This is a genomic window from Pseudomonas sp. NPDC096917 (assembly GCF_044762555.1).
In the GTDB taxonomy this organism is placed as follows: Bacteria; Pseudomonadota; Gammaproteobacteria; order Pseudomonadales; family Pseudomonadaceae; genus Aquipseudomonas.
Genome location: NZ_JBIWEO010000023.1, coordinates 54233 through 71775, shown reverse-complemented (window position 1 = coordinate 71775; position 17543 = coordinate 54233). Strand labels below are relative to the sequence as shown.

Below are 17543 nucleotides of genomic sequence, written 5' to 3'. Positions count from 1 at the left end.
GAGGCTCGCGTGGCTGGGCGGTCTGGTCGGTCATGGGATCAACTTATTGAGAACGCAAGAGGGGGCAAGCAAGGTTGGTAAGGAGCCTGTTTGCAAGGCATCGCGCAGTGATAAAGCCGAGGGCGCAGCAGCACGGCCCGTGTGCGCCTGGTCGCGGCCGATCCTCATCAATCCGTCGCGACTTTTGGCCAGCGCCAGGGTCGAATTCGTCAGGTTCTGAGCGTGTGCGATGGGGTGGAAGGACGCTGGCTCGCGGGGCCATTCAGTCTTGGCGATAACGCTGGCCTCGCTCCAGGTGTCGGCCGGGTCCACCCCGAACATCACCCGTGCCGGGCCGGGGGCTGTTCCCGACACACTCGCAAAGCCACGGGTGTCCAACACCCCGGTGTGGTGCGTGCCCAGCGCATCAACCACCTCAAAAGCCCCCGCCTTGAAGCCCTGAAGGTTGGCGTACTGGTTGAGCAGTTCGAGGTTGCCCTCAGTGGGCTTCGCCGCTTCGGGGAAGGCTGTCGCGCTGCTTTTGGCTGCGGTGTACACAAAGTCGGCGGCATGCGCCGTGTACGGGCCGCTGGTGGTGTGAGTGATGCCGCCCGCGTTGTAGGTGGTCGCACTGCCACCGCCCTGAATCACCAACTCGGTTTTGGCGGTGAGGGTGATGCGGTCGGCGCTGGCGGTGATGTTGAGCTTGGCCAGCATATTGATGCTGTCTTTCAGCGCACGGATATCGATGTCGCCCGACGCGGCCACCAACCGCCACCCCAAGTGCTGCACAAACAGGCGCATGCCTCGACTGGCACTGGCCAGCAGACGCTTACCGATGGCCAGACTGGTATGCCCGGTGCTGCTCAGGGCCAGGTGTTCACCACTGGCGATATGGGTCGAGTTCGCAGTGGTCAGCGCGATACCGGCCGGGCTGGCGATGACCAGGTGCGGCTCGGAAAATTCCGGATGCTGGCTGCCTGTCAGGTTTGGGCCACTGCCCAAAATGCCTTGCTGCTGACGTTGCAGCGCTCTGGCCACTTCATCCTGGTCACCCGCTTCCTGCGCCTGCACCTCGCGGGCCTGAATGGAAAAACCGTCTTGCTGGTCGCTGGCCGTGGCCAGACGCTCGGCGGTTTCGGGCAAATCCTTGTGGTGTTTGCTTTCGTTTAGGCGCGGCTCGGTGGTCAGCAGCAGCCCCCCTGCTGCGCGCAACGCACCTTGGCGGTCGGTGCGCAGCTCAAACCCTTCGCCACGTGCTTGACCGCCCGCAGGCCGTGGGTGGGTCAAATAACCAAGGTTCAGCGCACTGGCCGCATGGTCACTGCGCAGAGCAATACTGATTTCGCTGGTGGTGTCGTCAATGCGCAACTCGTTGCCACGACTGCCCTTGTATTCCTTGCTTTTGAGCGTGGCCACGGTCTTGAAGTCGGGCAGTTTGTACGGCGGCATATGCACGGAATGAAACAGGCAACTGGTGACTAGCGGCTGATCAGGGTCACCCTCCAAATAGTTGACCAGCACTTCCATGCCAACACGCGGCAGGGAAATTGCCCCAAAGTTTTGCCCGGCCCAATTGGAGGCCACCCGCACCCAGCAACTGGTGTGGGCGTCTGACTGACCCTCACGGTCCCAATGAAACTGAATTTTGATTCGGCCCAGCGCATCGACGTAAATTTCTTCCCCGGCAGGGCCGGTAACCACTGCGCTTTGGCTGCCCAGCACCTTAGGTTTTGGATGGTCGAGCGCCGGCCGGTAGATCACGTCCCAGGGCGTTGCCTGAAAATGATTGCGATAACCCTGACGAAAACCGTCTGCAGCGGCTTCTGCGCTATGGCTGGCGAACTGTTCCAATACCTGAGGCTGACGCCCTTCATGGGTGATGTCCGTTAATAGCCACAGGTCATTCCAGGCCTCATTGCCATGGTCGGTCAGCGGTAGAAAATGACCACTGAGCAGTAACGGCTGATCGCTTTTACCTTTGGCCAGCCGGTAATCACGGCGATGGCGCTCCAATGCTTGCGTGGCCAGACGTCGACCACGTGCGCCATCCTCAAAACGTCCGGGGTAATCGTAATCCTCAAGATCGGGGCCCACGCTGATGCTTTTGGCGTCACCTTCGAGCTTGAACAACGGCTTGGTGTAGTTGTAATCACGGCGTGACACTCGCGTGGTGCGAGTTTCCAAACGTGCGCCAAAGCGGCTGACCACCGGCCTTTCAGGCACCATGCCCGAGTCTGGCCGGTAGGCCAGCGGCGCCAGTTGTTTGAACACCCGCTGGCCATCACCAAACACCAGCAGATGGCCTTGCTCGCTGTGCTCAAAGTGAAAACTCAAGCCGTCTTCTTCGGCCAGACGCTGGATGAAATGCAGATCCGTTTCGTCGTACTGCGTGCAGTAAGTGCGGGGCGCGTACACCCCATCCAGATTGAACTGGTACGCATCAGCCAAAATGCCGTGCTCTTCCAGCACCTGAGCAATGATCTGTTGCACCGTCATCTGCTGGAAAATGCGCTGATTGACCCGATGTGCCAGCCAGGCAATCCGTGGGCGTAGCGAGAGGTGATAGTGAGTCAGCCGATGGCCGGATTCGCCTTGGGCGATGGTGTACACCTGGCCGTGAATCTTGCCGGTGCCCATCCCGCCGAACGTCAGTAAAGCGGCTTTGTGCAGCAGGGTTTCGAGGGGGAGATTGGCGCGCTCGCTGACCAGTTCGAGTTCAAAACAAAAGGGCGTGTTGAGCGCTTCACGGCCAGTAAAGCTGAGTACCTGAAGGTCAGTGGTTACGCCTTCGATCAGCAAGGCGATATGCGCGGCGTTTGCGTCCAGCATGTGTCCAATTCCAATCGTTACACCGTGAATCGGCGCATGGTGCGAGTGGAACGTCGGGCTTACAACAGGCTAGCGGCGGGAGGGGATCAAATCAGAATCAGCCTACGCGGGGCGGGGATTTCAGACTGTTTTGTGCGGTATATCTTCTTACGTTAAATTCTAGGTTGCTGTCTGATTGTTAAGATTTAGCGGCGCTGCAGGCCTTTCAAGACGCCAGACATAAAAAAGGCCATTACCATCATGGGGATCCGGTAATGGCCAAAAATCTCAACCAAAGAGAGCGTCAGGCATCTGCCTGACGGGGTGCAATTTACCTGCAAGAAGTTTAGTTAGCTAGCTAAGCACGCGCGATACAGTTTTACCTGATGCGCAACAATGGTGCATGACTGCAAAGCCGGTGCGTCAGCCGTGCCTAGCCACTTGCGGCGTTAAACGCTAACCTTTCGCCCATGCATATACCTGACTTGAATCTGTTGGTTGCCTTGAACATCTTGCTCGAAGAGGGCTCAGTGGCGGGCGCTGCCCGACGCATGAACTTGAGCGCTCCGGCCATGAGTCGCACCTTGACCCGCATTCGCGACGTGCTGAATGACCCGATCCTCGTGCGTTCAGGCCGCGGACTGGTACCGACCCCCAGGGCTCTGGAGTTGCGCGAGCAGGTGCGGGGAGTGGTTGAGCTAGCGCACGGGGTGTTCACGCAAAGTCAGGACAGTGATTTGCGTTCGCTGGATCGCACGTTCAGCATTCGCGCCAATGATGTGTTCTTCGGCGTCTATGGCGGGGCTTTACGCCAGCAGATGGCCTTGGAAATGCCCAAGGCCTCGCTGCGGGTCGTGCCCGAAGGCTATACCGATGATGCGGCGCTGAGTGAGGGCCGGATTGACCTGGCGATTGGTGCGACCAGGCCCGCGGGGGCCGACATTAAAGTCCAAAAGTTGTTTACGTGTCCCTTTGTGGGGCTGGCTCGTGAAGGCCATCCGATTTTTGATCAACCCATCACTGCGCAACGTTTTGTAAGTTATGACCATATCAGCGTGTCGCGACGGGGTCGTGCTCGCGGGCCGATTGACACGCAACTGGCTGAAATTGGGCTTGAGCGTCGAGTTTCGTTCACAACACCTACCTTCTATTCCGCCATCTTTGCTTTGGCCAACGCTGATTTAATCTTGCCTCTGATGCCGCAGTTATTGCTCAAGACGCTGGAGCCCATGGGCCTCAGGTTGCGCGCGTTCGTGTTGCCGATCACGTTGCAGCCGGTTGAAATTACCCAGGCCTGGCACCCGCGTCTGGACAATGACCACGCGCACCGCTGGTTGCGCCGCACCCTCAAAACCTTCTGCGATAACACCGTCGCCTGATTGTGGATTGCGTTTGACGCACTCCACAGTTAGCTATTTATCAATTTTTATAGCATTGGTGCGTGGTTAAACTTTTTGTCATCTAGTTAGAAGACGGAGTTGGCCATGTATCGGCGTTTTAAGTGTGGGCGTGAGGGGTTGACGGGAGCCGGGGTGTGACGTCGCTGGCCGCAGGTTCGGTGGGCGTTGCGACGCCGGTCGCGGCGCCAGGCGTCAGCACGGCATTTGGCGTGCGGATTTTTACCGGCCTGTTGGGGGTGCTGCTGGCAGTGCTGGTGGCGGGTTTTAACGAGAACGTGACCAAGGTGGCGATGCCTGATATTCGCGGCGCGATGGGCATCGGTTATGACGAAAGTACGTGGCTGCTGGCGGTGTATTCCGCCACATCAATCAGTGCCATGGCGTTTGCGCCGTGGTGTGCAGTGACGTTCTCGTTGCGTCGCTTCACGCTGTGCGCGATTGGCGCATTTGTGCTGCTGGGCATCCTCTGTCCTTTAGCGCCGAACGTGTCTGTATTGATGCTGCTGCGTACCCTGCAGGGATTTGCCGGGGGCGCGTTGCCGCCGATGCTGATGTCGGTTGCCCTGCGTTTTTTGCCACCCAACATCCGCTTGTATGGGTTGGGCAGCTACGCGCTCACCGCCACTTTTGGCCCCAGCTTTGGCACGCCGTTGTCGGCGTGGTGGGTGGAGTATGCCGGCTGGCAATGGGCGTTTTGGCAGGTCATCCCGCTGAGCCTGCTGGCTATGGCCTGCGTAGCCTGGGGCTTGCCGCAAGACCCTTTGCGTCTTGAGCGCTTCAAGCAGTTCGACTGGCGCGGGCTGCTGCTCGGCTTGCCCGGTCTGTTGATGCTGGTGCTGGGCCTTGAGCTGGGCCAGCGGCTGAACTGGTTTGAGTCCGAAATGATCCGGATTTTTATCGTCGGCGGGCTGGCCTTGCTGGTGCTGTTTTTTATCAATGAATGGTCGCACCCGTTGCCGTTCTTCAAGTTGCAGTTACTGAAAATTCGCAACCTTTCTCACGCGTTGCTGACCTTGGCCGGGGTGCTGTTTGTGCTGCTGGCGGCGATCAAGATTCCATCCAGCTACCTGGCCGAGATTCAGGGCTATCGCCCGCTTGAGACCGCGCCGGTGATGTTGATGGTGGCTGTGCCGCAATGGGTTGCGTTGCCGTTGGTGGTCGCACTGTGCAACTTGCGCTGGGTCGATTGCCGCTGGGTGTTGGCCATTGGTTTGGGGCTGCTGGCACTGGCCTGTGTGATGGGCTCGCAGGTGACGTCGGTGTGGAGCCGCGAGAATTTTTACGCTTTGCAGGCGATTCAAATCATCGCCCAGCCGATGGCGGTTATCCCGCTGCTGATGTTAGCCACAGGCAGTTTGAACCCGGTCGATGGGCCATTTGCCTCTGCGTGGTTCAACACCGTTAAAGGCTTTTCAGCGGTGGCGGCGGGCAGCGTGTTGCAAGTGCTGACGGTCAATCGCGAGCACATGCACTCCATGACGCTGGTTGATCGCATTGGCAACTCGCCGCTGGTCAGCACTGGCGCGGACTTGGCGCACCGGGTACACCAGCAGGCAATGGTGCTGACCTCGTCAGACTTGTACCTGTGCATGGCCGGTCTGGCGCTTTTATTGATCGTAATCATTCCTTTTGGCCCAACGCGGATTTATCCGCCGGGAACACCTGTTGGAGCAGTGCAGTGAGTACAACAAACGGGCGCAAGCCTTTATTGATGGCGAGTTCGGGCGTGTTGGCACTGGCGGTGCTGTACGGGCTTTGGCACTTGGTCTTCGCCAGCAGTGCACAGCAAAGCACCAATGATGCTTTTGTGAGTGCTGATTTCACCTTGATCGCCCCTAAAGTCGCAGGTTTTATCGACGAGGTGCTGGTGCAAGACAACCAGCCGGTCAAGGCCGGGCAGTTGCTGGCGCGGATTGACCCGCAAGATTATCTGGCCAGTGTGCAAGCAGCGCAGGCCAGTGTGGCCACGGCACAAGCGCAACAGGTGAATGCACAGGCGATGCTTGAGCGTCAGCGCTCGTTGATTGAACAGGCCAAGGCCACGGTCGACGCCGACTTGGCGCAAGTGGAGTTTGCCGGGCACGAGTTGCAGCGCTACGAGCATTTGGCGGGGCAGGGGGCAGGTACGTTGCAAAACTCGCAGCAGGCCAAGAACCGCTCGCAGACCGCGCGGGCGCAATTGGCGCAGCACAGAGCGGCACTCGAAGCCGCTCGCCAGCAAACCCGCGTGCTGGCTGCCGAAAGCACGGCCGCCCAGGCCAGCGTGCAACATGCCCAAGCCTTGCTGGCCCGGGCCGAGCTGGATTTGTCGTACACCCAACTCGTGGCGCCGTTTGATGGCGTAGTGGGTCGTCGGAGCCTGCGCCAAGGGGCTTACGTCAAGCCGGGTGATACGCTGTTGGCCGTGGTGCCTCTGGCCAAGGCTTACGTGATGGCCAACTTTCTTGAGCACCAACTGACGCGCATGAGTCCTGGGCAGCGGGTCACGGTTAAGGTCGATACCTTTCCCGGCGAAAGCCTGCATGGCACCGTTGACAGTATTGCGCCCGCCACGGGGGTGACGTTTTCTGCCATCGCGCCGGATAACGCGACGGGTAACTTCACCAAAGTGGTGCAGCGTATCCCGGTCAAAATCACCCTGGACGCTGACCAGCCGTTGACCCAGCAATTGCGCTTGGGCATGTCGGTAGAGGCTTGTGTCGATACCACAGACACCTCTGGGCAACAGGTCAGCGCACGATGAACAGTACATGTATGGCCAGCGCGGTGGCCTGTTTCAGTGTTTTGAGCTTGAGCGGTTGCGTGATGGGCCCGGATTTTCAGGTCCCTGATAACCCATTGGCCAGTCGTTGGGCGTCCACGCCAAGCGAAGCCGGGCACAGTGGAACCCGCGAGTCGGCAGTCGACGTACGCTGGTGGGACAGCTTTGCCGATGCGCAGTTATCCGCGTTGGTGCGCGAAGCCCAAACCCGAAATTTTGATCTGCAACTGGCGGCCAGCCGACTGGAGCAAAGCCGCGCTATGCGCCGTCAAGTGGCGGCCGAGGAGTTGCCAGCGGTCGATGGCTCTGTGGGCTACAGCCGGAGTCGCAACAGTCAGCGTGGCTTGAATGACCCGTCTGGCAACAGCGGCAAGCAGGCGTTTAACCTGTGGAGCGGCGGGCTCGGTATCAGTTGGGAAGCGGACCTGTGGGGGCGGGTCAAACGCTCTGTGGAAGTGGCAGATGCTTCTGTGCACATGGCCGAAGAAGATCGTCATGCTGTGCAACTGCTGGTGATTGTGCAAACCGCTCAAGACTACATCGAACTGCGCAGCACCCAGCAGGGTTTGGCTGTGATCGAGCAGAACCTGCACATCGCCCGGCGCAGCCTTGAGCTGACTCGATTGCAGCTTGAAGAAGGTGTGGCCACCGACCTGGAAGTCTCGGAAGCGGCGGCTCAGGTTGCAGAAATTCAAGCGCGCCTGGCGCCGTTGCAACAGCACAGTGCGCAATTGATCAATGCCCTCAGTTTGCTATTGGCCCGCGAACCCAGGGCCTTGCAACAACAATTGAGCGCACCCGCAGCTGTGCCGGCGTATACCGCGACAGTGCCGATTGGCTTGCCGAGCGAGCTGGCACAGCGACGCCCGGATATTCGACTGGCGCAAGCCCGCTTGCATGCCGCAACGGCGTCGATCGGGATTGCCGAGGCGGACTTTTATCCACGGATTACCTTGTCCGGCAATTTGGGTTTCCAGGCGCTGCAACTGTCGGATGTGGGCAGTTGGGGCTCGCGCAGCTTCGCCTTTGGTCCGGGGGTGAGCGTGCCGCTGTTCGAAGGTGGGCGTTTGCAAGGCGCGTTGCAATTGCAGGAAGGCCGTCAACAGGAAGCCGGGATTGGCTATCAGAAAACCGTCTTGCGCGCGTGGCATGAAGTGGATGACGCGCTGGTGGCGTACCAGGCCAGTCAACGCCGCCGCGACAGCCTGCAACAGGCGGTGGAGCACAACCAGCGGGCGCTGGACAGCGTTCATCAGCAATACGCGCAGGGCACCGTGGATTTCCTCAACGTACTGACCGTGCAAAACGCGCTGCTGGCCAACCAGGCCGCGCTGGTCGACAGCACGGCGCAAGTATCGTTGTCGTTGGTCGGTTTGTATGGCGCGTTGGGGGGTGGCTGGCAGGGCTGATACGTCCAGATCCTATCGCGAGCTGCTGATATTTAACGGCAATAGATCGCAGCCTGCGCCAGCGCCCACGGGAGTGCATTTGTGGCGTGTCCAAAAGTTCAGATTTGTTATGCTCGCCGCCTCGACAATAAACGCCAGGATAGGCGTGTCCAGTTCACATTGAGCGTATTTATGTCTGCCGATACTCAAGCAACGAACACGCGCTTTTCGCGCTCCGACTATAGAACCCTGGGGCTGGCGGCTCTGGGGGGGGCGCTGGAAATCTACGATTTCATCATTTTTGTGTTCTTCGCCCTGACCCTCAGTCAGCTGTTTTTTCCGCCTGATATGCCTGAATGGCTGCGCTTGTTGCAAAGTTTCGGGATTTTTGTGACCGGTTATCTAGCGCGCCCGCTTGGCGGCATCCTCATGGCGCACTTTGCTGATCATCTGGGGCGCAAGCGGGTATTCAGCCTGAGCATTCTGATGATGGCCTTGCCCTGTCTGCTGATCGGGATCATGCCGACTTATGCTGACATTGGTTATTTCGCGCCGCTGATCCTGCTCGCGCTGCGCATATTTCAGGGTGCAGCAGTCGGCGGCGAGGTCCCGAGCGCCTGGGTGTTTGTGGCTGAGCACGCGCCCGCCGGTCGGCGTGGCTATGCGCTGGGCTTTTTGCAGGCAGGCCTGACGTTCGGTTACCTGATTGGTGCCTTGACTGCGACCTTACTGGCCCACCTGTTTACCCCCGCGCAGATTCTGGATTACGCCTGGCGCTTTCCATTCCTGCTGGGCGGGGTGTTTGGGGTGGTTGGGGTATGGCTGCGCCGCTGGTTGAGCGAAACCCCGGTGTTTCTGGCCTTGCGCGAGCGCCGCGAGGGGCGGGCAGAGCTGCCACTGCGTACGGTGTTGCGCGACTATCGTCCCTCTTTACTGCCCGCAGCGTTGCTCACCTGCGTACTCACCAGCGCTGTCGTGGTGTTTGTGGTGATTACCCCGACCGTGATGCAGCAGCGTTTTGGCATGACCGCCAGTCATACGTTTGCCCTGAGCAGCCTGGGTATTGTTTTTCTGAACATCGGTTGTGTGCTGGCCGGGTGGGTGGTTGACCGGATTGGCGTGTGGCGCAGCATCGTGTTGTACAGCCTGTTGTTGCCGCTGGGGATTGGCGTGCTTTATGCCAGCCTGGTCGGACAGTGGGGCTTGCCGGGGCTGGCCTATGCCTTTGCCGGCTTGACCTGCGGGATTGTCGGTGTGGTGCCGTCGGTGATGGTCGGTTTGTTTCCGGCAGCGATCCGCGTGTCGGGTATTTCCTTCACCTACAACATTGCCTATGCGCTGTGGGCCAGTACCACGCCGCTGTTGCTGATTGCATTAATGCCTTGGAGCCCATGGGTTTGCGTGTTGTTTTGCGTCGTGATGGGCTTGGTAGGCCTGTTGACTGCACGCGTGTTCGGTTTTGCGCGGGACAATCAGGTCGAACGGCGCTTGCGAGCGGTCACTGAAATGTAGTCGGATCGCTTTGTGTCATTGCAATGATTGCTGCGTTTAATAGGAAGCATTACTATTCACGCCCCTCCTATTCAGTCCAGTGCGATGACTCACAAAGTGCCCCGCCGAACGGGCTTTTTTGAACATTACGAAGAGTTGATCGGAACCTGGACGCGCCGCTTGCGTAATCGCCAGCAGGCGCAGGACCTGGCCCACGATACCTTTGTACGGGTGCTCGAGTCCGCTTCGGAGACGATCGAGCAGCCGCGCGCCTATTTGCATCAAATGGCGCGAAATATCGCGGTCGACGGTTTTCGTCGTGAAGAGTTGCGTGATGCCAAGGAGCAGGCAGCCGTTCCACCCAGTTCGTCCGAAACGGGCGATCCGGAGCAGTACATGTGTGCTATCCAGTTGGCTGAGTCTGTCGAAAAAGCCTTGCAGGAACTCCCGCTAAACTGCCGAAAGGTGTTTGTCTGGCAGAAGATCGAAGGCTTGACTCAAGCCGAGATCGCCGAGCGCCTGGGATTGTCCAAGAACATGGTGGAGAAATATATGATCCGCACCCTGCGTCATCTGCGTGAACGGGTGGAGGCCCCATGAGGGATACGCGTGAATGCACCTGCGACAGCGCCAGCGTGCGTGATGCGGCGGCCACCTGGTTTTCGCGTATGCAGTCGCAGTCGATGAGCGCCGCAGAGAAGGCCGAATGTGACGCGTGGCGCGCGCAACATGCGACCCATGAGGCGGAATACCAGTGGCTGGTCAGTCTATGGGCGGCCGCCGATCGGGTGCCAAAAGCCCGTTTGCAGGCACTGTGTGAGATGCCCGTCACCACAGTCAGGCGTCGTTCTGTGCTGGGTTTTGGGTTGGCAGCCAGTGTGCTGGCCGTCGCGGTCGGAGCGGGCGTGTGGATGCATGAGCAATCGCCAGGCGGCTATCGCGCCGACTTTGCCACGGCCTTGGGCGAGCGCAAGGCCGTGACGCTGCCGGATGGTTCATCTATTGAACTCAACAGCCGAAGCCGGGTGCGGGTCAATTTTGAGCGTCAGCGGCGCAGCGTCGAGCTTGAGCAGGGTGAGGCGATGTTCACCGTGGCGCACGACAGCGAATGGCCTTTTGTGGTGCAGGCTGGCCCTGGGCAGGTGACAGTTACCGGCACCCGCTTTGATGTGCGGCACGATGGCGAACAGGCACGAGTGGCGGTGGAGTCGGGGACCGTGCGGGTGCAAGGCACTGATGCCCAGTCGGTGGTGAGCCTGTCGGCGGGGCTGGGCACTGTGGTCAATGCCAAGGGGCAGGTCGCCGCTGCACAGCCGGTCAATACTCAAGCGCTGCTGGCCTGGCGCAAAGGCCAGTTGGTATTCGATAACGCAACTCTTGCGCAGGTGGCGGTCGAGGTGTCGCGCTATCGGGACAAGCCGCTGCACGTGAGTACGCCTGAGCTGGCACAACTGCGCCTGTCCAGCGTGTTCAAGACAGATGACACCGAGGCGCTGCTCACGGCCTTGCCGCGCATCTTGCCGGTCGCGATCAAAAACCGCGCCGATGGCAGCCAGGAAATCATCTCGGCAAAATAATGTAAGGATGGATTCAGGTTTTTTTCGAGTTCTTCGTCTTCTTGATCAACTGCAACTGGTTTGCATTAACAGACGCACTCGATTGCGATCAATAGGGCAAGACTCGACGTGAAAAACAACAATCCTTGTGTGCGGCATTCCTCACACAAAACACCTGCGAATACTCCATCGTCTGCTGCCCGGTCGCGCTGGTTGCCGCTGGCGCTGGCCCTTGCGGTCAGCGCGGCGATGCCGTGTGCTTTTGCGAGCGAGCCCGCGTCGAGTGCGATTTATATTCAGGCCCAGCCGTTGGGTGCGGCGTTGAGCCAACTGGCTCAGCAGACCTCATTGCAGGTGTTCTTCAGCCCGCAGTTGGTGGCGGGTAAACAGGCGCCGGCAGTCAAGGGCAATCTGTCTGCCGAGCAAGCGCTGCGTGATCTGCTGCAAGGCAGCGGTCTGGGTTACGAGCTCAATGGCGATGCGGTCACCCTGAGCCCGGCGCAAACCGTCAGCGCCTCCAGCGGTTCTGGCCCGCTGGAGCTGGGGCCGGTAGACGTCAAAGTGGTGGGTGACTGGTTGGGCGATGCCAATTCTGCGGTGGTTCAGAACCACCCCGGTGCACGTACCGTGGTCCGTCGCCAGGCGATGATCGAGCAGGGCGCAATGAATGTCGGCGATGTGCTCAAGACCATCCCCGGGGTGCAGGTGCAAGAGTCCAATGGCACCGGTGGCAGCGATATTTCCTTGAACGTGGGCGTGCGCGGCCTGACCTCGCGCCTGTCGCCGCGTTCGACCGTATTGATTGATGGGGTTCCAGCGGCATTCGCCCCATATGGCCAGCCACAATTGTCCATGGCGCCGATTTCAGCGGGCAACCTGGACAGCATCGACGTGGTACGTGGTGCCGGTTCGGTGCGTTACGGGCCACAGAACGTGGGCGGCGTGATCAACTTTGTGACCCGCGCGATCCCGGAAACCTTTCAGGGTGAAGTCGGCACGACCCTGGAAACGTCCGAGCGCGGGGGCTGGAAGCACATTGAGTCGGCCTTCCTTGGCGGAACGGCTGACAACGGTATCGGTGCAGCCTTGCTGTACTCAGGTGTGAAGGGCGATGGCTATCGGGCGAGCAATAACAACAACGACATCGATGATGTGTTGCTCAAAACCCATTGGGCGCCGACCGATCAAGATGATTTCAGCCTTAACTTTCACTATTACGACGCCACCGCTGACATGCCGGGTGGTCTGACCCAGAAACAGTTTGATGCTGACCCGTACCAATCGGTGCGTGACTACGACAACTTCACCGGTCGCCGCAAGGACGTGTCCTTCAAATACCTGCGCCAGATTGATGACCAGACCCAGTTTGAAGTCCTGACGTATTACACCGACAGCTTCCGTGGCAGCACTATCGCTGCCCGCAATCTGCAGACACTGGCCTCGTACCCACGCAGCTACCACACCTTCGGGATTGAGCCCCGTGTGTCACATGTGTTCACGTTGGGCGATGTCACGCAAGAAGTGGGCCTGGGCTATCGCTACCTCAAAGAAGCCATGCAAGAAGAGGCCAGCCAGGTCTACCTGGTGAATAACGTGCCTGCCCCAGGGCCAGGCGCCGACGGGCATGTCTATCAGGACCGCACCGGCGGTACCGAAGCCAGCTCGTTCTATATCGATGACAAGATTGATGTCGGCAACTGGACCGTCACGCCGGGCATTCGTTTCGAGCGCATCAGCACCCACTGGCAGGACCATGCGGTGCTGGACAACAAAGGCGTGCCGGTCCCGGAAAAGAACCGAAGCATCGACAGCAACGAAGCGTTGCCTGCCCTGAGTGTGATGTACCACCTCTCGGACGCCTGGAAACTGTTCGCCAATTATGAAACCTCGTTTGGCAGCTTGCAGTACTTCCAGCTCGGCCAGGGCGGCACAGGCGACCAGACCGCCGCCGGCTTGAAGCCTGAGAAAGCCAAGACCTATGAAATCGGTACCCGCTATGACAATGGCGTGTGGGGCGGCGAAGTGACGCTGTTCTACATCGACTTTGCCGATGAGCTGCAATATGTCAGCAACGATGTGGGCTGGACCAACCTTGGCGCGACCAAGCACCAGGGCATCGAGACCTCGGCCCACTACGACATGTCAGCGCTGGACGCGCGTCTTGACGGCTTGTCTGTGAATGCCGGCTTCACCTACACCAAGGCGACGTCCGAGGGCGACATTCCCAACTTCAAGGGCCGAGATCTGCCGCTCTACTCGCGTCAGGTGGTCAACCTTGGCGCGCGCTATGTGGTGAATCGCTGGACCTACAACCTCGACATGTTTGCCCAGTCGCAACAGCATGCACCGGGCACGGGCGGCGTCTACATCACCGACCCGACGCCAGATGGCCAATACGGCGACATTCCCGGTTATGCCACCTGGAGCACCCGCGTTGGCTACGATTTTGGTCCGCAGGCGTCGAACCTGAAGGTTGGGGCGGGCATCAAAAACCTGTTCAATCAGGAATACTACACACGTTCCAGCGACAACAACTCGGGCATCTACGTGGGTGAACCGCGTACATTCTTCGTGCAGGCGAGCGTAGGGTTTTAAGGCCGACATGTTTTTGTAGCCGCAGCCTGCGGCAGCGGCTACAAAGTCGTGATGGTCACACCTTCAAAATCCGCCCGCTGATGGCCACGGCCACCAGCATGGCGGCGATCAGCAGGAAGGCGATGTTCAGGCTGCTGGCATGGGCGATGAAGCCGATGGCAGCAGGTCCCGCCAGAATCCCGGTATAGCCGAGGGTGGTAATGGCGGGCACTGCAATGCTTTCGGGCATCACGGTTTGCTTACCCACGGCGGTGTACAGCACCGGCACGATGTTCGAGCAACCTGCGCCGACCAGTGCATAGCCCAGCAATGCCACTTCCCAGCTTGGCGCCAGCGTCGCCAAGGCCAGGCCCGAGGCGGCGAACAACCCTCCCAGCACAATCACTCGACGGGCGCCCAAACGCTTGACGATGCGATCGCCCATCAAACGGCCCACAGTCATGGTCAGCGCAAAGGCGGCATAGCCGAGCCCGGCATACACCTCACTGATGTGCTTTTCAACGGTCAGAAACACCGCGCTCCAGTCGAGCATCGCGCCTTCGGCCAGGAACACGGTAAAACACAGCAAGCCGATAAACAGCACCACGCCGTGGGGGATCGCAAACGCTGGCCCGGTGCTTTCACTGCCATAAGGCAGCAAGTGCGGGGCCGCTTTAAACAGGGCCGCGAGAATCAGCGCCACCACCACTGCAATCGCCCAGAGTGGCGACAGACCCAGCGCCAACAGCGCACTGACACCGCCCGCACCAACAATCCCGCCGACACTGAACAGGCCATGAAAGCCCGACATCATGTGGCGCCCGCTGGCGCGCTCAACGATCACTGCCTGCAAATTGACGGTGGAATCGACGGCACCCAGGCCTGCGCCAAACACAAACAGCGTCGCAACCAGAAGCGGGATGGAGCTGAGTGTCGCCAGCAGCGGCAAGCTCAGGCAAATCAATACCGTTGCGACAGTTAAAACCCGGCGGCAACCAAAGCGCGACGCCAGCACCCCGGCGATGGGCATTGCCAGAATGGAGCCGACGCCCAGTGACAGCAGCAGCAAACCAAGTGTGGCTTCATCGAGCCCGGCGCGAGCTTTGGCATAGGGCACCAGCGGCGCCCAGGCGGCTACGCCAAAGCCTGCAATGAAAAAGGCAATTCGTGTCGACATTTGTTCGAGACGCCCCGGGACAAAGGGCGTTTGGGGGTTGATGGCAGTCATGGTCTTCCTTGACGGACGAGATACTGTTTGCAGTTGAAAAAGTGGGGATAGGCGAAGAAATGTTTTTGTGTGAGCTGCCCCGGGCGGCGATCTCTCGAGCCTTTGGACGTCAAGATCAAAAGATGACCGCGTGCGGCAGCTCCCACGGGAGTTTTAAACCTGCAACAACCGCTCACGGAGCTTGCCGATTTCGTCGCGCATTTGTGCTGCGGCTTCGAATTCCAGGTCGCGGGCCAGGGCGTACATTTTTTCTTCCAGTTGACGAATACGTTTGCTGATTTCGCTCGGCGAGCGCAATTCGTTTTCGTACTTGGCGTTTTCTTCGGCGGCCTTGGCCATGCCTTTGCGCTTCTTGCTGCGTGAACCCGGTACCACCGCGCCTTCCATGATGTCGGCGACGTCCTTGAATACGCCTTTAGGGGTGATGCCGTTGGCCAGGTTGAACGCGATCTGTTTGTCGCGACGGCGTTCGGTTTCGCCAATCGCCCGTTCCATCGACCCGGTGATGCGGTCGGCGTATAGAATCGCCCGGCCATTGAGGTTACGGGCTGCGCGGCCAATGGTCTGGATCAACGAACGCTCTGAGCGCAGGAAGCCTTCCTTGTCGGCGTCGAGAATCGCCACCAGCGACACTTCAGGCATGTCCAGGCCTTCACGCAGCAAGTTGATACCCACCAGTACATCAAACACCCCGAGGCGCAGGTCGCGGATGATCTCGACCCGCTCCACGGTGTCGATGTCCGAGTGCAGGTAACGCACACGCACGCCGTGATCGGCCAGGTAATCGGTGAGGTCTTCGGACATGCGTTTGGTCAAGGTAGTCACCAGCACCCGCTCTTCCAGCGCCACGCGCTTGGAGATCTCGGAGAGCAGGTCATCAACCTGAGTCAGTGCCGGGCGAATCTCGATTTGCGGGTCGACCAGGCCGGTCGGCCGCACCACTTGCTCAATGGTCCGGCCTGCATGCTCGGCCTCGTAGTTGCCGGGGGTGGCCGAGACGAAAATCGTTTGCGGGCTGATGCGCTCCCATTCATCAAAGCGCATCGGACGGTTGTCCAGCGCCGACGGCAAGCGGAAGCCGTACTCCACCAGGGTTTCCTTGCGTGAACGGTCGCCTTTATACATGGCCCCGACTTGCGGCACGCTGACGTGTGACTCGTCGATCACCAGCAGCGCGTCGGCCGGCAAGTAATCAAACAGGGTGGGCGGCGGGGCACCGGACTCCCGACCCGAGAGGTAGCGCGAGTAGTTTTCGATGCCGTTGCAATAACCCAGCTCCATGATCATTTCCAGATCGAAGCGGGTGCGCTGTTCCAGACGCTGCGCTTCTACCAGCTTGTTGTTGGCGCGCAAGTAATCGAGGCGTTCTTTGAGTTCTTCCTTGATCCCTTCTACCGCGTCGAGCAAGGTTTCGCGCGGGGTTACATAGTGGCTTTTAGGGTAGAAGGTAAAACGCGGCATCTTGCGGATGACTTCGCCGGTCAACGGGTCAAACGCGCTGATGCTTTCGACTTCGTCATCGAACAGCTCAATGCGAATCGCCTCAAGGTCAGATTCGGCCGGGTAGATGTCGATCACATCGCCGCGCACCCGGAAGGTGGCGCGGGCAAAATCCATGTCGTTGCGGGTGTATTGCAGATCAGCCAGGCGGCGTAACAGTTCGCGTTGATCGAGTTTGTCGCCGCGATCGACGTGCAGCACCATCTTTAAATAGGTTTCCGGGCTGCCCAAGCCGTAGATGCACGAGACCGTGGTCACGATAATTGCGTCTTTGCGCTCCAGCAGTGCCTTGGTCGCCGACAGCCGCATCTGCTCGATGTGGTCATTGATCGAGGCGTCTTTCTCGATAAACGTATCGGAGGAGGGGACATAGGCTTCGGGCTGGTAGTAGTCGTAGTACGAGACAAAGTACTCCACCGCGTTATTCGGGAAGAACGACTTGAACTCGCCGTACAACTGCGCGGCCAAGGTTTTGTTCGGCGCCAACACCAGGGTCGGCCGATTTACATGGGCGATCACGTTGGCAATGCTGAAGGTCTTGCCCGAACCGGTTACCCCGAGCAGGGTCTGGTGCGACAGACCGGCCTCAATGCCTTCGATCATCTGGCGAATGGCTTCGGGCTGGTCGCCTGCAGGCTGAAAGCGGGTAACAAGTTGGAAATCAGACATAACGGACCTCTGGATTCGCTTCTTTAGCGGTATGGACCCTGTAAAAGCGAGAAAGACTGCATACGACGCATGCCGCAGGACAATCAGGATACGGCTAAATATGGAGGTCGTGACCGACTGTTTCAAGGCGCAATGCTGGCACGGTCATTTAGACGAGTATTGCAATTAGACCAGTGGGCCGAAAAT

The 17543-nt window shown here is 59.4% G+C and carries 11 protein-coding genes; 8 read left to right on the top strand and 3 right to left on the bottom strand.

Annotated elements, in window-relative coordinates; genetic code table 11:
* Positions 1 to 30: 30 nt before the first annotated feature.
* Complete coding sequence (locus ACIQYF_RS21410) at positions 31 to 2811, bottom strand: type VI secretion system tip protein VgrG (RefSeq protein WP_402865797.1); 2781 nt, start codon at positions 2809 to 2811, stop codon at positions 31 to 33.
* Between the two features lie 449 nt (positions 2812 to 3260).
* On the opposite strand from ACIQYF_RS21410, the gene ACIQYF_RS21405 reads away from it, so the two are divergent.
* The 8 genes from ACIQYF_RS21405 to ACIQYF_RS21370 all read left to right on the top strand — a co-directional run bounded on the left by ACIQYF_RS21405 (position 3261) and on the right by ACIQYF_RS21370 (position 13981).
* The gene (locus ACIQYF_RS21405) at positions 3261 to 4169 is read left to right on the top strand and encodes a LysR family transcriptional regulator (RefSeq protein ID WP_402865795.1); all 909 of its coding nucleotides are present in this window, start codon (positions 3261 to 3263) and stop codon (positions 4167 to 4169) included.
* A gap of 155 nt (positions 4170 to 4324) precedes the next feature.
* Positions 4325 to 5872 carry an MFS transporter gene (locus tag ACIQYF_RS21400; protein ID WP_402865793.1) on the top strand — a complete coding sequence of 516 codons (1548 nt, stop codon included), beginning with the start codon at positions 4325 to 4327 and terminating at the stop codon, positions 5870 to 5872.
* Between the two features lie 29 nt (positions 5873 to 5901).
* Positions 5902 to 6933 carry an HlyD family secretion protein gene (locus ACIQYF_RS21395; RefSeq protein ID WP_402865807.1) on the top strand — a complete coding sequence of 344 codons (1032 nt, stop codon included), beginning with the start codon at positions 5902 to 5904 and terminating at the stop codon, positions 6931 to 6933.
* Positions 6930 to 8360 (top strand): efflux transporter outer membrane subunit, encoded by a 1431-nt coding sequence (locus tag ACIQYF_RS21390; protein WP_402865791.1) that lies wholly within the window; start codon positions 6930 to 6932, stop codon positions 8358 to 8360. The genes ACIQYF_RS21395 and ACIQYF_RS21390 overlap by 4 nt, the downstream gene beginning before the upstream one ends.
* Before the next feature lie 171 nt (positions 8361 to 8531).
* Positions 8532 to 9851 (top strand): MFS transporter, encoded by a 1320-nt coding sequence (locus tag ACIQYF_RS21385; protein WP_402865789.1) that lies wholly within the window; start codon positions 8532 to 8534, stop codon positions 9849 to 9851.
* A gap of 84 nt (positions 9852 to 9935) precedes the next feature.
* Positions 9936 to 10430 (top strand): sigma-70 family RNA polymerase sigma factor, encoded by a 495-nt coding sequence (locus tag ACIQYF_RS21380; protein ID WP_402865787.1) that lies wholly within the window; start codon positions 9936 to 9938, stop codon positions 10428 to 10430.
* Complete coding sequence (locus ACIQYF_RS21375; protein WP_402865785.1) at positions 10427 to 11407, top strand: FecR family protein; 981 nt, start codon at positions 10427 to 10429, stop codon at positions 11405 to 11407. Before ACIQYF_RS21380 ends, ACIQYF_RS21375 begins: the two co-directional genes overlap by 4 nt.
* 228 nt (positions 11408 to 11635) lie before the next feature.
* The gene (locus tag ACIQYF_RS21370) at positions 11636 to 13981 is read left to right on the top strand and encodes a TonB-dependent siderophore receptor (RefSeq protein WP_402865805.1); all 2346 of its coding nucleotides are present in this window, start codon (positions 11636 to 11638) and stop codon (positions 13979 to 13981) included.
* Between the two features lie 55 nt (positions 13982 to 14036).
* On the opposite strand, the gene ACIQYF_RS21365 is transcribed toward ACIQYF_RS21370, so the two are convergent.
* Together ACIQYF_RS21365 and uvrB are read right to left on the bottom strand one after the other, a co-directional pair.
* Positions 14037 to 15188 (bottom strand): MFS transporter, encoded by a 1152-nt coding sequence (locus tag ACIQYF_RS21365; RefSeq protein ID WP_402865783.1) that lies wholly within the window; start codon positions 15186 to 15188, stop codon positions 14037 to 14039.
* 153 nt (positions 15189 to 15341) lie between these two features.
* Positions 15342 to 17357, bottom strand: a complete 2016-nt coding sequence (uvrB, locus tag ACIQYF_RS21360; RefSeq protein ID WP_402865781.1) for an excinuclease ABC subunit UvrB — start codon at positions 17355 to 17357, stop codon at positions 15342 to 15344.
* Positions 17358 to 17543: the final 186 nt, after the last annotated feature.

Excerpts from the sequence above, each read along its gene's own strand:
- ACIQYF_RS21410 (WP_402865797.1), bottom strand. The coding sequence starts at position 2,811 with ATGCTGGACGCAAACGCCGCGCATATCGCCTTGCTGATCGAAGGCGTA.
- ACIQYF_RS21405 (WP_402865795.1), top strand. The coding sequence starts at position 3,261 with ATGCATATACCTGACTTGAATCTGTTGGTTGCCTTGAACATCTTGCTC.
- ACIQYF_RS21395 (WP_402865807.1), top strand. The coding sequence starts at position 5,902 with ATGGCGAGTTCGGGCGTGTTGGCACTGGCGGTGCTGTACGGGCTTTGG.
- ACIQYF_RS21390 (WP_402865791.1), top strand. The coding sequence starts at position 6,930 with ATGAACAGTACATGTATGGCCAGCGCGGTGGCCTGTTTCAGTGTTTTG.
- ACIQYF_RS21385 (WP_402865789.1), top strand. The coding sequence starts at position 8,532 with ATGTCTGCCGATACTCAAGCAACGAACACGCGCTTTTCGCGCTCCGAC.
- ACIQYF_RS21380 (WP_402865787.1), top strand. The coding sequence starts at position 9,936 with ATGACTCACAAAGTGCCCCGCCGAACGGGCTTTTTTGAACATTACGAA.
- ACIQYF_RS21375 (WP_402865785.1), top strand. The coding sequence starts at position 10,427 with ATGAGGGATACGCGTGAATGCACCTGCGACAGCGCCAGCGTGCGTGAT.
- ACIQYF_RS21370 (WP_402865805.1), top strand. The coding sequence starts at position 11,636 with ATGCCGTGTGCTTTTGCGAGCGAGCCCGCGTCGAGTGCGATTTATATT.
- ACIQYF_RS21365 (WP_402865783.1), bottom strand. The coding sequence starts at position 15,188 with ATGACTGCCATCAACCCCCAAACGCCCTTTGTCCCGGGGCGTCTCGAA.
- uvrB (WP_402865781.1), bottom strand. The coding sequence starts at position 17,357 with ATGTCTGATTTCCAACTTGTTACCCGCTTTCAGCCTGCAGGCGACCAG.